The sequence below is a fragment of the uncultured Desulfobulbus sp. genome, from assembly GCF_963662935.2.
Taxonomy (GTDB): domain Bacteria; phylum Desulfobacterota; class Desulfobulbia; order Desulfobulbales; family Desulfobulbaceae; genus Desulfobulbus.
The window spans coordinates 1,722,383-1,735,494 of the sequence record NZ_CAXXTL010000002.1 but is presented as its reverse complement, the minus strand read 5'-3'; the positions used below and the strand labels follow the sequence as shown (position 1 = coordinate 1,735,494).

The 13,112-nt window shown below is 47.5% G+C and carries 12 protein-coding genes and 1 pseudogene; 1 reads left to right on the top strand and 12 read right to left on the bottom strand.

Features of this window, described 5'->3' with window-relative positions:
- The first annotated feature begins 34 nt into the window (after nucleotides 1-34).
- On the top strand, nucleotides 35-169 hold the full coding sequence (locus tag ACHZCX_RS11940; protein WP_319587453.1) for a hypothetical protein: 135 nt from the start codon (nucleotides 35-37) through the stop codon (nucleotides 167-169).
- Between the two features lie 234 nt (nucleotides 170-403).
- On the opposite strand, the gene ACHZCX_RS11935 is transcribed toward ACHZCX_RS11940, so the two are convergent.
- From ACHZCX_RS11935 to ACHZCX_RS11880, 12 genes and pseudogenes are all read right to left on the bottom strand, one after another.
- Nucleotides 404-2,746 (bottom strand): hypothetical protein, encoded by a 2,343-nt coding sequence (locus ACHZCX_RS11935; RefSeq protein ID WP_319587452.1) that lies wholly within the window; start codon nucleotides 2,744-2,746, stop codon nucleotides 404-406.
- Nucleotides 2,743-4,095: an ABC transporter ATP-binding protein gene (locus tag ACHZCX_RS11930; protein WP_319587451.1), complete on the bottom strand. Its 1,353-nt coding sequence runs from the start codon at nucleotides 4,093-4,095 to the stop codon at nucleotides 2,743-2,745. The genes ACHZCX_RS11935 and ACHZCX_RS11930 overlap by 4 nt, the downstream gene beginning before the upstream one ends.
- Nucleotides 4,092-4,967: an ABC transporter permease gene (locus ACHZCX_RS11925; RefSeq protein WP_319587450.1), complete on the bottom strand. Its 876-nt coding sequence runs from the start codon at nucleotides 4,965-4,967 to the stop codon at nucleotides 4,092-4,094. Before ACHZCX_RS11925 ends, ACHZCX_RS11930 begins: the two co-directional genes overlap by 4 nt.
- On the bottom strand, nucleotides 4,967-5,836 hold the full coding sequence (locus tag ACHZCX_RS11920; protein WP_319587449.1) for a class I SAM-dependent methyltransferase: 870 nt from the start codon (nucleotides 5,834-5,836) through the stop codon (nucleotides 4,967-4,969). The genes ACHZCX_RS11925 and ACHZCX_RS11920 overlap by 1 nt, the downstream gene beginning before the upstream one ends.
- Nucleotides 5,833-6,477, bottom strand: a complete 645-nt coding sequence (locus ACHZCX_RS11915; RefSeq protein ID WP_319587448.1) for an acyltransferase — start codon at nucleotides 6,475-6,477, stop codon at nucleotides 5,833-5,835. Before ACHZCX_RS11915 ends, ACHZCX_RS11920 begins: the two co-directional genes overlap by 4 nt.
- A complete protein-coding gene (locus tag ACHZCX_RS11910; protein WP_319587447.1) occupies nucleotides 6,441-6,962 on the bottom strand; it encodes an acyltransferase in 522 nt (173 codons plus the stop codon). The genes ACHZCX_RS11915 and ACHZCX_RS11910 overlap by 37 nt, the downstream gene beginning before the upstream one ends.
- An 82-nt stretch (nucleotides 6,963-7,044) precedes the next feature.
- Nucleotides 7,045-8,019 (bottom strand): glycosyltransferase, encoded by a 975-nt coding sequence (locus ACHZCX_RS11905; protein WP_319587446.1) that lies wholly within the window; start codon nucleotides 8,017-8,019, stop codon nucleotides 7,045-7,047.
- Between the two features lie 62 nt (nucleotides 8,020-8,081).
- Nucleotides 8,082-9,431, bottom strand: a complete 1,350-nt coding sequence (locus ACHZCX_RS11900) for an oligosaccharide flippase family protein (protein ID WP_319587445.1) — start codon at nucleotides 9,429-9,431, stop codon at nucleotides 8,082-8,084.
- Between the two features lie 45 nt (nucleotides 9,432-9,476).
- Nucleotides 9,477-10,562, bottom strand: a complete 1,086-nt coding sequence (gene gmd, locus ACHZCX_RS11895; protein WP_319587444.1) for a GDP-mannose 4,6-dehydratase — start codon at nucleotides 10,560-10,562, stop codon at nucleotides 9,477-9,479.
- 26 nt (nucleotides 10,563-10,588) lie between these two features.
- Nucleotides 10,589-11,524: a GDP-L-fucose synthase gene (locus ACHZCX_RS11890; RefSeq protein ID WP_319587443.1), complete on the bottom strand. Its 936-nt coding sequence runs from the start codon at nucleotides 11,522-11,524 to the stop codon at nucleotides 10,589-10,591.
- A 197-nt stretch (nucleotides 11,525-11,721) separates the two neighbouring features.
- A pseudogene (locus ACHZCX_RS11885) lies at nucleotides 11,722-11,856 on the bottom strand (transposase); the annotation flags it as partial.
- A 154-nt stretch (nucleotides 11,857-12,010) separates the two neighbouring features.
- Complete coding sequence (locus tag ACHZCX_RS11880; protein ID WP_319587442.1) at nucleotides 12,011-13,108, bottom strand: IS630 family transposase; 1,098 nt, start codon at nucleotides 13,106-13,108, stop codon at nucleotides 12,011-12,013.
- Nucleotides 13,109-13,112: the final 4 nt, after the last annotated feature.

Sequence of the window (13,112 nt, the reverse complement as noted above, 5' to 3'; positions counted from 1 at the left end):
TGGCAGCACAATGCACACACCAGGAGGTTCTCTGATGAAAAAGACACGTTTTACCGAAAATAAAATTATCGCCATTTTGAAGGGAGGTGAAGCGGGCATCCAAGTCAAAGAGAGGCGGGCCTTGCTTTATTTCGAATTACCGTACGCCGGGGCTCGATATATCGATTAACTATCGTGGTTAAACTATGTGCAAGAACCAAAGCGCTGAACAAGCTAACGAAGAAGACATCTATCCCTCTATAACGATGATCGAATGCATACATAGTATCCCACCAGATAGCCTACTGGCCATTGCAAAAGAAACAGTGGAAGGCTGTGGTATGCCATAACCAGGACGGCTAAACAAAGTCTGTAACTACCGAGCACCGAAAGACCCTAATGGTAATTTCACATACCATCCCGGTTATTTGTTATTAGTATCTTTAGCTTCAGCATGAATTGTGATCTGTGTAAATAACTGGTCAGCGGGAATTTGAGTGGACATAGCGCATAAGTGAAAAATTGGCCGGTGGCACAAATCGATAAGAGTCTCGCGGCACTCCACTTTTTGGGCCCACGGAAATACGACTTCGACTCTATAGCCTTTACGGTTAAGGATAGCGCGCTGACCCAAAACCTGAAATGCCATTGGGGAATGCAAATGAAAAGCGACTTGGCCGGGCTCCTGCAAGACAAAGTCATCAAGGATCGAAAATGTTGTTTGATCATCAAAAACAAAGCGCCTTTCGTAGCGGTCCATATTACTGGCCCAGATGTTGTTACCCGGGACACTAATTCTTCGGTGGTCTTCAGAGACAACTATAGGATCTGCGCCAGAAGGGAATCGTTGGTTTAGATAATCTCCGTCAGCGGACAAAGGGGTGAGCACATTGTGCAGCCATGATCGGGACAAAAAATGCGCTTCTGCAAACCAGTACTGTACCATACCACGATCCACGAATATCGATTCGTTTTCGATCTCGAGGCAAAACTGCCCAAGGTCACGATGTGAGTGAGTTGCACCTTGAGCTCTTCCTGAAATCCACAACCGTGCTCTCGGCGAATCCACGCCGCCGAATGACAGGGTCACCTTCCCGGATTGATGGAGAAGGTCGTAGTTTGGGACAATCGGACGACTGGTTTGAACCTCTTTTGGCCCGTAAACCATTCCGATCATTCCCCCACTCTTCGCTAGGGTGCCGGTTAGCTCATGCACCCAACCTCCAATCAGGCAGTTATGGAGGATGTGCACGAAAGGAGATTCCGGAAATAAAGTGGAAAGGATGGGAACCGCATCACCCCCGAACCACTCAGTTCGACAGTCGCCTACAGGGATTGCTTTACCAGGATACGAGGCAGACATGACGGCTACGTAACGGCCCACGTTAACGAAACGTTGCCTGGCTACATCCTTCCACTCCAAGCCTCTCGCACGGCAATGGGCAATAATGGTCCACAGCGTTGCAGTCAGGGTCTGGCAAAGATAACCGACACCTTCATGCACTCCGCCGTCTGCCTTGACGTAGTCATTCAGTACTTGGCACATGCTTTCATAAGCACTATCAACAATTTGCCCTTGGAATTTTGGCCAACCAGATTCCAGCATCAAACCTCCAAGCACAATAGCTCTGCAGAATACAGCTCCCTGATTCATTTGGTGCATCGCTTCGCGTGATGAAAGGTCACGCATGACCGGTGTAATACCTTTCTCCCAAAGTGCTTTGCGAATCAATACCTTTGTGCGATCAAGGAGTGCGAAACCCAACCAGTCAAAAAGCAGGGCTACGCTGGTCGTGGTCATCTCCTCCATGAAGCTCAAATGGCTCCAGGTACTTGAGGAAATATTGTGTTCTGCCGATTCGGTCCATGAGCGTGTATGTACCATGCACATTAGATACCGCAGTGCGTGGTCGATAAGTGTTCGGTCTTCTTTGACTAGCCCCACAAATGCCAATACCAGACTTTCCCAATGGTAGGCGGTTTTTCCATGCTCCGAATCCCGGATGTAGCGTGTGTCGTGGCTGGGTAAATACTCGCCAAAATCGACCTCAGGATCCCGCTTTAGGTACTCTGCTGCCCTCGATTCGAGCAGGGCAAAATGCTCACGCCACCCACTGCAATTCAACTTGCCACGAACATCTTCAAGTGCAGATTCATCGAAAAGAAGACCTCGCTCAAAGCTTATGTCTCCCCACGCATCGTGAGGCAAAAGCCACGGGCTCCAGTCAGGCCGGTACATCGCTCGCGACTTCAAGGTGTTTGCGTGTGAGGCAGAATTACGCATCCCTAGCCAACTGAGCACGAGGATGCCAACATCAGTTTTCGTAGACACGATGCGTAACGCTAAGCCTTCATACCCACACATCGGGCGAAGGAGCCCACGTAATCCTCGCAATTCAGAAACTTTGAGGATGATTTCTTGCCTTCTTCCGATACCTTGTCGGGCAGCAGACCATGCGCTGCAAACTTGGCAATCTTTGTCGATCAAGGCGATTTCGACCTGAGCCTCTTTTGGTAATGACAAACAAACTATAATTTCGTTGTTGGCATAAGTACTGAAGGGCGCAAGTATAAGGAGCGAAAAACTCACCGACTCCCGCACGTCTGACCAATTGAAGACAGTGCTGTCCCACAGCGTATCACGTTTAATCTCGAGCTCTCCAACAGTATCGATTTGAACTGGAATCCAATGAGAATGCTCAGGATCATGAAACGGCGCAAAGATATGCTCGGTCAAACTTGAATCAAGTGGCAGGACATATTTCATGCGATTTGCTCCATCACAAAATCGCACGGCAGGAAAAAAACCGCTTTGTCATTAGAGTAAAGAAAGCGATTATTCGGATGTGTTACAATAAACGATGCTGCCGACAGCCAATAAAAAATATGCACGCCAAGTTGACGTCTGGCGATGGAGGTGTTGATCCGGTACATGCCGGGGCGAAAATTCTGGTCGTTCACACGAACCCGAAGGAGGTAGTCACCTGGTTCAATACTTTCAAGCTGCATGCCTTGTTCATAAGAGTCTAGTGAAACTAAAAATTTGTAATGAACAGCATCGATGCTAAAACGGAAAATAGGCTCGTCTATCTTGTTGATGACCTTGTAGCGGCATTCAATCAGCAACGGTGTGCCAAACACTATGGAGTTAATTTCCTCGCCGGATTCGTCCGATAACACGCGAACAGATACACATTGTGCATCACCAGTGCCACCCCGTGAATGTCCATATTCGGCTGGCAAAGTGTCCGTTTTGAGTGCATCAAGGAAATCCTCTTCTTGGGCTTTAATCTGGTCGTCTTCATGCTCTTCCGCTGCCAAGGCAAACTGGCCTTCAGACACTAATGCATTTCGTGAATTCTGGTCATCGTAGGCACGAATAACGTCCTCGACCGAGCCTTCTCGCAGGACTTTGCCATGGTCCATGAACAAACCACGATCGCAGACTGACCAAATAGCTCCGATAGAATGCGAAACCAAAATGATGGCTGTACCTTCGCTTTTCAATTGAAGAATGTGGTCAAAGCATTTCTTTTGAAAATTAAGATCACCTACCGCCAGAACTTCGTCCATCAATAAAACATCCGGGCGGCTTAAAGCAGCAATTGCAAATCCAAGGCGTACGTACATCCCGCTCGAGTAATTTTTTACCGGCAGGTCAATGAAGTGGTCGAGTTCTGAAAACGCAATAATTTCGTCCATCAATCCATCAATTTCCTTGGTGGTGAGCCCTAGCAAAGCTCCATTGACGTAGACGTTTTCCCGACCGGAAAGCATGGGTGCAAAGCCCGCACCCGCAGCAATCAGCGCACCGACGCGGCCGCGAATCTGGATTCGCCCTGCGTCCGGAGAATACACTCCGTTCAGAATTCGTAACAGCGTCGTCTTGCCACAGCCATTAACCCCCATGATGCCGAGTGCTTCTCCGCTGCGCAGTTCAAAACTCACATTGTCCACAGCCCAAAATTCACCTTCGCGCAGTACCCCGCTGGTGCTGGAGCGCCCGGCAAGTTTGCGAGCTACATCTCGCAAACCATATTTCATGGATTGCCGCAAGGTCAGGCCGAATTTTTTTGAAGTACCTTCGGCGCGGATAGCCCATTGATTGCTCCTCATAACCGCTCCGTTACTTTATCTTTGATCAGGTAGAAGGCATGAATGCCCAACCACAGGATTGCAATGGAAAAAAGGATTGCCAATGAAAATCCTGTGGGGGCTGACATTCGGCCCATGACAAAGAGGCTGCGTGGAGCATCGACCAGATAGGTGAGAGGATTCCAGAGTACGATCGCATTAAGTAGCGGATGCGAAAACTGAGCGGTATAGACTACGGGGGTAACGTACATCAATAGATTGATCAAGGTTGTGAACATGCCAGTTAGATCTCGGGCAACAGCACCGACTACTGACAAGATGAGCCCCAACCCGACACCAAGCATAATAATCGGGAGAACGGTCAAAGGGTAAAAAAGCGCCCATGGAGACGGCGACAGGCGAAATACGAAAAGAAGCAGTATCAGGACGACCAAATTAACCAGCAGGTTGTAGCAAAGGGAAGCCAGGCCAGTGACGGCCAAGCCGATCTTGGGAATGTTGGTTCGCATGACGAGGTCCGCATTACCGATGAGCCCTCCAGCGACAGTGGTGAGGGCACTGATAAATATCCCCCAGATACTGGTCCCGATATAGACAAAGATAGGATAGGGGAGTTCGGTTTCTCCCGGATTCAGAATGCCCGTCCATTGCATGAAGACAAAGCTGGCGATGCCAATCAAGGGCGTCAGAACAATCCAGAGGTAGCCTAGTAGCTTTTGTCGGAATCCAGCGGCAAAGTCGCGAACAAAGAGGTGCCAAAGTACATGCCGGGACCAGTAAAGTTCATGTCCCGCGAGGACCACTGATTTGATAGGGCCGAGGACTTCGCCAAGAGCCTCATAGGTTCGAATTGGTTTGGTGCTCTGATAGGCCTCGGTTTTTTCTTGCGGCATTAACTCTTACCTTTAGGTCGCGGCTTAACAGCTAGAAAGGAATATAGCCGCCCAGGAGTTTGATCTCGACGATTAAGCATGTTGACAAGGAATTTCATCAGGGCTCTGCCCACCGCATGGCGAGAACTAAATAAGAGGTTGGTCATCATTTCTCCAATAAATACAGTGGCCGGGCGGGTACAGTGAACGAAGTGCTGATCTAAGGTCATGGGGAAATAATTAATGGGTGAATCAAGCGGGGCCAACGTTTGTTCAACATACAGGCCTGCCAGGCTGATAGCCGAGAGGTATTCGTCGAGAAGAAATGCGTTTTCCCCACCATAAAATTTATGGAGAGCGTGACTGTCGAGAAAGTACTGTAAATCCTCTTTTTTACTGATGACATGTTCCCGGGTGGCAATCATCACACCGCCTGGTCTGAGTATCCTGAATATCTCTTTGCATGACTGGTTCAGGTCCCGTGCGTGGTGCAGGACTTGGCGGCAATTCACCAGATCGAAACTATCATTTTCAAAAGGCAGGTTTTCTGAATACTCGCTGACCACTTTGATGGAGAAACCTGTTTCTTCGACCAGTGAACGAATCGCACCCGCCCCCACCAGGTTGCTTGGGTCTGGTTCAAGAGCAGTTACTTGCCAACCATCCCGTGCCAGCGCGTAACTGCTTATTCCTCGACCAGCGCCAAGGTCAAGCGCATTACCTTTGCGGGCAGGTAATAAGGTCGCTATCGATTTCCATTCCATGCTCTGCCAAAAACGTTCAGCTGCTTCTGGCAGGGGATCATCAAAATAACAAGCTTTGACGAGTTCCTGATGGGTTGACTGGTCGCGGAGCCACTGTACGGCTTGTTCCCAACTAAGTTTTGTCAATGTTTGGGTAGTTCCTTAATTGTACGTGCAGGGTTTCCTGCCACTAAGGTCCATGGTTGAACATCCTTGGTAACTATTGATCCAGCAGCAACCACGGCTCCATCGCCAATATTTACACCTTTCAAGACGGTGACATTCATTCCGAGCCACACTTTGTTCCCGATCCGGATTGGGGCCATGTCGACGACATCCCAGTTTTTAAATTCGCTGGCTTTTTCAAGACCACCAGCAAGAAGTCCTTCACGCCAATTTTGAACATCTTGGGCACGATCTCGCCAATCTAGGGAGTGAGAATCGTGGTCAACGATAAAGCATCCCCAGGAAATGAGGACATTACTTCCTATCTCGATTTGTTTAGCACAGATAATTTGTGATCCGCCAATATAAGAGTCATTCCCTATTGAAACAGTACCAATGCTACGCTCTAAAACGATCCGGCATGACAAGACAGAGCCTTTGCCGATAACCACTCTGCCATCGGCACCACCCGACCTGCATTCAGTAGAGTAACCTGCAAGGACAGCGCCATCTGCATTTATTGAATATCCTGCACCCGCATTAGTGTTAATATTTGCAGTTTGCATTTGCCGATAGGCAAATCTTATCAAGCGAGCGAAGAAATTACGGGTGATATTTGACATCTATAAATTACTCCGGGGGGAACATCGTGAGTTACGATAGCGCCTGCTGTGATGACGCTGCCAGCACCAATTCGTACTCCCTTCAAGATCGAGACTCCATAGCTGATCCACACATCATCTTCAACGACAACAGGCGCAGATTGGAGACCCGGGACATTTTCTCTACTAGTAGGATGGCCATGTTCGATAATATCACGAAAATGCTTATGGCGTTCTGCTGTGTCTATTGAATGTGCAGTACCGTCATGGATATTTACATCATGGGCAATTAGTACCCGATTTCCAATGGAGATAGAGTCCATCGACCATATCTCTGAGCGAATGCCCACATAACACCAATCGCCAATCGTTAACTGCCCTCCGTGGCCATAGGTTTGTAAGCGTCCGCGTATAAATGAGTTTTTTCCTATTTTAATTCTTTCTGGGCCCCCTGCGAAATTTCCAATTTCAGCTTCATCGCAAAGTATTGCACCGGTGTCAAGCATGCAATTATTCCAACCAGCACTTGTGCGCTTTGTTGCGGCTATTTCTCCGGCTAGCCAAGAAAAGAATCGGTGACGTAATCGATTAACAAAAAGCATTGCGAATTTTATCTGTGTATTTTTTCGATAAATATAGAATGATCTGTTTCAAACCTTTGCTGGTTTTTTTTGAATCATGACTTTCCAGTTTCGAGCGAAAGAAATCTTCCAATCTTAGGAGATTCTCTGGGATAACTTTTGTATAAAGAGGGTATCTCAAAGAGTTCGGTAAATAATTGCTCCTCCCTAATAAAGATGCATCACTCTGCTGAAGAAAATCACTGCTGCCACAGTGAATACCCGTACCGTCAAAGCCACCATTCCACACAAGACTCTGAGCGGGGTAAGCAACCAAACCTCGTCGCCTGGAAACGACATACCACCAGAGGATGCCCCAAGAGTTGTTCTTTCCAGCCAAACGATCTTCAAGCATCGAGGTGAACGCACAAGTCCCATTCAAATCGAACAGCTTTTTCCAATCGCTATCATGACGTGCAGCCTCCAGATGTTCCGGCTGCCAAGAAAAATGCTGCCAGGAACGCTGCCATGTAGCCCACCCCCAGGTGGTGGTAACTGGTAGAAGGAAAACATCGGCCGTTAATTCTCTAGGTGCACTGATTGTGCAACCTCCAACCTGCATTACGTTCTCATCTTTTTCGTAATGATCGAGAGTCTCAATCATGTAGTGCAAAAAATCAGGACTGACGACAAGGTCGTCTTCTACAACAATTACGCGTCCGTAACGAGCACAAAGTTCGGATACTCCATTAACGATTGCCTTGGCAAGACCAAGATTTTGAGATTGCTCAATAAGATTAGACTTGTAAGTTTCAGCCCAATCTCGAAGCACTTTTCTGGTTTCATGGACCCCTGAACTTGCGTCTCCCGAAATCGGCCCGTCAGAATAGATATAAATTTCTACTTCATCGAATCTTGAGCAATTTGTTAAGGCTTCCAATGCACGCTTGGTATGGGTTGGGCGATTATAGGCGAAGAAAGCTAAAGGGGTTTTCTTTTCCATGAGAGAATATGAATTCAATATAAAAAAACATACACAACATTTTTATGATGCAGTGAGTTTTTTTAAAATTTTGGTTTTTTGTTTAATGAAATAAGGCCAAAATATTCAAATATTTTTTTAATATAAATAAAATATGGTAAGATTGTAAAAATGCCATAGGAAATTATTGAACCAAAGACAGCGCCAACAACGCCAATAGTTTGCATTAGCAAGATTGAAATAATTAATTTCATTGTAGCAGTAATTACCGCTACGATCATTTGGATTTTTACAAACTGCATTCCATTAAGAAATACCCCGAGAGCATTGCCTACAGTCATCAATACGAGCCAAAAACCACAACCAATCAGGAGACTGATTGAGGGTACAACCTTCGGTCCCACCCATAATTCGATGATTTTTCCACCAAATAACACAAGCGCAAAAGCTGAGGGGATGCTGATAAGTAGTGCCCAACGTATAGATTTAAAAAAAGTGCGTTTTATCCAGAGGGCGTCACCACTTGCAAGAGCCTCTCGATAAGCTGGCCATAGCGGGGTCTGCAGCAATGCGAATAACATGGGCACGATTAGAAACAATTTCATGCAAATTGAATAATTGGTCACCTCGGCTGGCCCCAGCATATTGGCAATGATTACATTGTCCGCCTGCCCCTGAATTGCTCCGGCTATTTGTAAAACAAAAAACATACCACCCACTGTGAACAACTCTTTTGCTACCACTCCGTCAACTTTAGCAATCCGGGGGCGTAAATCGTTTCTAAGAAAATAAAGGTAATGAACATTGCTCCCCAGATAGGCGAGCAGCGAACTCGCCAAAAACGCAATAACAAAACCAACCAGCCCGGCATCCTTCCTTATGGCGATATACACAAACAGAAGGGACAGCACAGCTCCTGTACCATTCCAGAAATTATCAAGATGCCCTTCTTGCAAGCCCCTTTGAACTTTTCCAACCAACGTTGCGAACATGCTTACAAAGAAAAATGACCCAACGATTATTACAACGATGTGCAGATTAGATATCGGGGTTGACGAAGATATACCAAGTAGCATCTCCCAAGATACTAATGGGAAGGTCGCCAGAAATAAGAAACAACTGATCGAGGCAATCGCCATCAAACTGAAAAAGGCGGTAGATACAATTTTTTCAAGGCGCTCTTTTTGGGCACCGCTGGCATAGGCAATCATGTTAATAACAGCATTACCTGCTCCGCCATCAAGAAAAGCCAGCATAGCTACTAACGAGGAAATCGCCACCCACACCCCATATTGTTCTTTGCCTAAATAATGAACAGCCAATGGCACCATTATCAGTGAAATGGCTGTGGAAATTATTTTTGAAAACAGACCCGACCAGGTAGTTTTGATTATTTTTTTTAGCCGTTCTTGGGCACGATGTGTTGATCCCATGAGTCTGTCGTCAAAATGCCTTTACGGAGACAGCCAAAAATTCAATCATTCGTAATAACTCATAGTTTTATATCCGTGATTGTTGACAAGTTCATCACGTTCGGCGGCCTTTAGGTCTTCGCGCACCATTTCGGCTACGAGTTCTGCAAAGGAGATTTTGGGCGCCCAGCCGAGTTTATCTTTGGCCTTGCTCGGGTCACCGAGCAGAGTTTCGACTTCAGTGGGTCGAAAGTAGCGTTGGTCCACCTGAACGATACACTTGTTGTCGGTATCAAAGCCCTTTTCGTCCACGCCTTCCCCTTCCCAACGAATTTTCATGCCAAGTTCGGTTGCGGCTGCAATTATGAAATCGCGGACAGTGTATTGCTTGCCAGTGGCGATGACGAAGTCTTCGGGTTGCGCCTGCTGGAGCATCAACCATTGCATTTCCACGTAGTCGCGGGCGTGGCCCCAGTCACGTTTAGCATTAAGATTTCCCAGGTACAGGCAGTCTTGGAGGCCTAACCTGATGCGGGCCAACGCGCGGGTGATCTTGCGGGTAACAAAGGTTTCGCCGCGAACTGGGCTTTCATGGTTAAAGAGGATGCCATTACAGGCATAGATACCGTAGGCCTCACGGTAATTGACTGTGATCCAGTACGCATAAAGTTTGGCCACGGCATAGGGACTGCGCGGGTAGAAGGGGGTGGTTTCTTTTTGAGGAATTTCCTGCACCTTACCGAAAAGTTCGGAGGTGGAGGCCTGGTAGAAACGGGTTTTTCTCTCCATGCCGAGGATGCGTATGGCTTCGAGCAGGCGCAAGCTGCCTAGGGCATCGGAGTTGGCGGTGTATTCAGGTTCCTCAAAACTGACCGCCACGTGAGATTGAGCTGCTAGATTGTAAATTTCGTCTGGTTGAGTTTGCTGGATAATTCGGATGAGGGAGGACGAATCGGTCAAGTCGCCATGGTGCAGGAAGAAGCGCACGTCTTTCTCATGACGATCACGGTAAAGGTGGTCGATGCGATCCGTATTGAACAGGCTGGTGCGGCGCTTGACTCCGTGGACAATATAACCTTTTTTTAACAACAATTCAGCGAGGTAGGCGCCGTCTTGGCCGGTGATGCCGGTGATAAGTGCAACTTTTTGCATAGCTTTGATGTCTCTCTTTAATTGATTCAATTCAGGCTGGCGCAGTAGTCAGCATAGGCTAGCTCGATTCCCTTGCGCAATGGTGTGCTGGCTTGCCACCCCAGTTGTTTCATCTTTGAAACATCCAGCAATTTGCGTGGGGTGCCGTCGGGCTTACTGTTATCGAAAACGATCATGCCGTGGAAACCGACCACATCCATGACGGTTTGGGCAAGTTCGCGGATGGTGATGTCGGTACCGGTACCAATATTGTAGATTCCCTCCTCTATCCCTTTTAGCATCAAGAAGACTGAGGCATCGGCCAAGTCGTCGACGTAAAGAAATTCTCGTCGGGGCTGGCCACTTCCCCAGACGAGAAGTTTCTGGCTGCCGCTTTGCTTTGCTTCATGGGCCTTGCGTATCAGTGCCGGCAGAACGTGGCTCGCGGCCAGATCATAATTGTCCTTGGGGCCATAAAGGTTGGTGGGCATAATACTGAAAAAGTGACAGCCGTATTGCCGGTTGTAAGATTCACAGAGTTTGATGCCAGCAATCTTGGCAGTGGCATAGGGCTCGTTGGTCTGCTCCAGAGGGCCGGTGAGCAGGTATTCCTCTCTGATAGGCTGAGGGCAATCCCACGGATAGATGCAACTGGAACCGAGAAAACAAAGGCGTTTGACGCCCGCCAGATAAGCGCCATGGATGATGTTTGCTTGAATAGTGAGGTTCTCGTAAATAAATTGCCCGCGGTAGGTGTCGTTAGCAAGGATTCCTCCAACCTTGGCGGCGGCGAGAAAGATGAAACTCGGTTTCTCGACCTGAAGAAAATTGAAGACAGCTTGTTGGTTAAGTAGATCCAGTTCCTGCCGGGTACGCATGACAAGATTGTCGTACCCATAAGACGTTAAACGACGCATGATCGCTGATCCAACCATGCCCCGATGTCCAGCGATATATATTTTAGAGTCATTGGTATGCGCCATGGATTTTCCTTTTAAAAAGCTTCACATTAGGATTCCTTACACTAAAAGAATCTACAACCAACAACCACCAGCTAAAAGCTGGTGGTTGTTCCTGATGTGCTGAATGCACAAATACGGGTCATCAGACCCGTCAGTCTTCCACCTTTAAATTTGCGTCGGGGCTTGATAAAATCATGTTCGAGATAACTCTTTATCATTTAATCGGTAACTTGGCCCGAGGTGGCACAAAAATATCCTCGTTCCCAAAAATGCCTACCCCAATAGCGTTTCTTGATATGAAGGAATTCCTCAAACAACTTCGCAGAGGTTCTGCCCTTCTGCCTTTTCATGATCTAGCTAGTGTCCTGTCAACTTTCTAGTAGTTCGTTTCATGAAAATGTTTACACTTGTTTGGTCAGTCTCATTCTATCCAATTCCCGAAATGCAACCGTATTCGCGTCCCGACGAACCATTTGTAAATTGTAAATGCTTTAGCGAAACGAACTACTAGTGTCCCGTGCGGTTAGTCTCGTTGTTTAATGATTGTTTTGCTCTTTCCACTTTATCAAGGATACCATCGGCGCTTTTTGTCCACTTGAAAGGTTTTGCCGTCTTTGAATTATGAGGGCTTATGAAACGGTGGATTTCGTTTCTCAGTTCTTTGACACTGGTAAAAACTCCGCGATAAAGAGAACGACGTTCCAGCTGTCCAAACCAGCCTTCTACAGCATTAAGCCATGATGCGCTGGTTGGGGTAAAATGCATTTTGAAGCGGGGATTGGTCTTGAGCCACTTCTTCACTTCAACCGTTTTGTGTGTACTGCTGTTGTCCAGAATAACGTGGAGGTCAACATCTGACGGCATTGCTTTTTTTATTTGCCAAAGAAAATCGAGAAATTCTTTTGCCCTGTGCCGTGCTGTCGTCCTCCCAATAACCTTACCGGTTACAATGTCAAAGGCAGCGTAAAGGCTGGTGGTCCCGTTTCGCTTATAATCATGTGTCCGACGTTCAATTTGGCCTGGCCGCAACGGGAGCATCGGTTGGGTTCGATCTAATGCCTGAATTTGAGTTTTTTCGTCAACGGATAAAACAACCGCATTTTCAGGAGGATTCATGTACAGCCCAACGACATCTATAACCTTTTCAGCAAAGTGTGGATCATTGCTGATTTTGAATGTCTTGAGCCGATGGGGTTTTAAGTCGGCAGCCTTCCATATTTCCCGCACTTGCCAGGTGGTGACATGAGCCGCTTTCGCCATGAGGCGGACACTCCAATGAGTCGCCTCTCGAGGAATGCATTCCACAGTCATTCTCAGCACTTCCTTGACTTCTTCTTTGGGAAGCTTCTTGGGCTGACCACTTCGAAAACGATCCTGAAGGCCCGTGAGGCCTTGGTCTTTGAATCGCTTCCTCCAGCGGTAGACAGTCAGTGCAGTGGTCCCGAGCTGGCTTGCCACTTGCTCAACTGTCTTTCCAGAAGCCGTCAGCAGGATGATCTCCGCACGGAATACAAGGCTTTGCGCTGTTTTAGGAGAACGCAGCAGGGCTTCGAGGCTCCGCTGCTCGTCTTCATTAATTGTATAGTTTTCATGTGTGCGTGGCATGACG

Bases quoted from the DNA above. Each gene is read 5' to 3' on its own strand.
- ACHZCX_RS11935 (WP_319587452.1), bottom strand. From the start codon at position 2,746: ATGAAATATGTCCTGCCACTTGATTCAAGTTTGACCGAGCATATCTTT.
- gmd (WP_319587444.1), bottom strand. From the start codon at position 10,562: ATGCAAAAAGTTGCACTTATCACCGGCATCACCGGCCAAGACGGCGCC.
- ACHZCX_RS11915 (WP_319587448.1), bottom strand. From the start codon at position 6,477: ATGTCAAATATCACCCGTAATTTCTTCGCTCGCTTGATAAGATTTGCC.
- ACHZCX_RS11880 (WP_319587442.1), bottom strand. From the start codon at position 13,108: ATGCCACGCACACATGAAAACTATACAATTAATGAAGACGAGCAGCGG.
- ACHZCX_RS11925 (WP_319587450.1), bottom strand. From the start codon at position 4,967: ATGCCGCAAGAAAAAACCGAGGCCTATCAGAGCACCAAACCAATTCGA.
- ACHZCX_RS11905 (WP_319587446.1), bottom strand. From the start codon at position 8,019: ATGGAAAAGAAAACCCCTTTAGCTTTCTTCGCCTATAATCGCCCAACC.
- ACHZCX_RS11900 (WP_319587445.1), bottom strand. From the start codon at position 9,431: ATGGGATCAACACATCGTGCCCAAGAACGGCTAAAAAAAATAATCAAA.
- ACHZCX_RS11890 (WP_319587443.1), bottom strand. From the start codon at position 11,524: ATGGCGCATACCAATGACTCTAAAATATATATCGCTGGACATCGGGGC.
- ACHZCX_RS11940 (WP_319587453.1), top strand. From the start codon at position 35: ATGAAAAAGACACGTTTTACCGAAAATAAAATTATCGCCATTTTGAAG.
- ACHZCX_RS11910 (WP_319587447.1), bottom strand. From the start codon at position 6,962: ATGCTTGACACCGGTGCAATACTTTGCGATGAAGCTGAAATTGGAAAT.
- ACHZCX_RS11930 (WP_319587451.1), bottom strand. From the start codon at position 4,095: ATGAGGAGCAATCAATGGGCTATCCGCGCCGAAGGTACTTCAAAAAAA.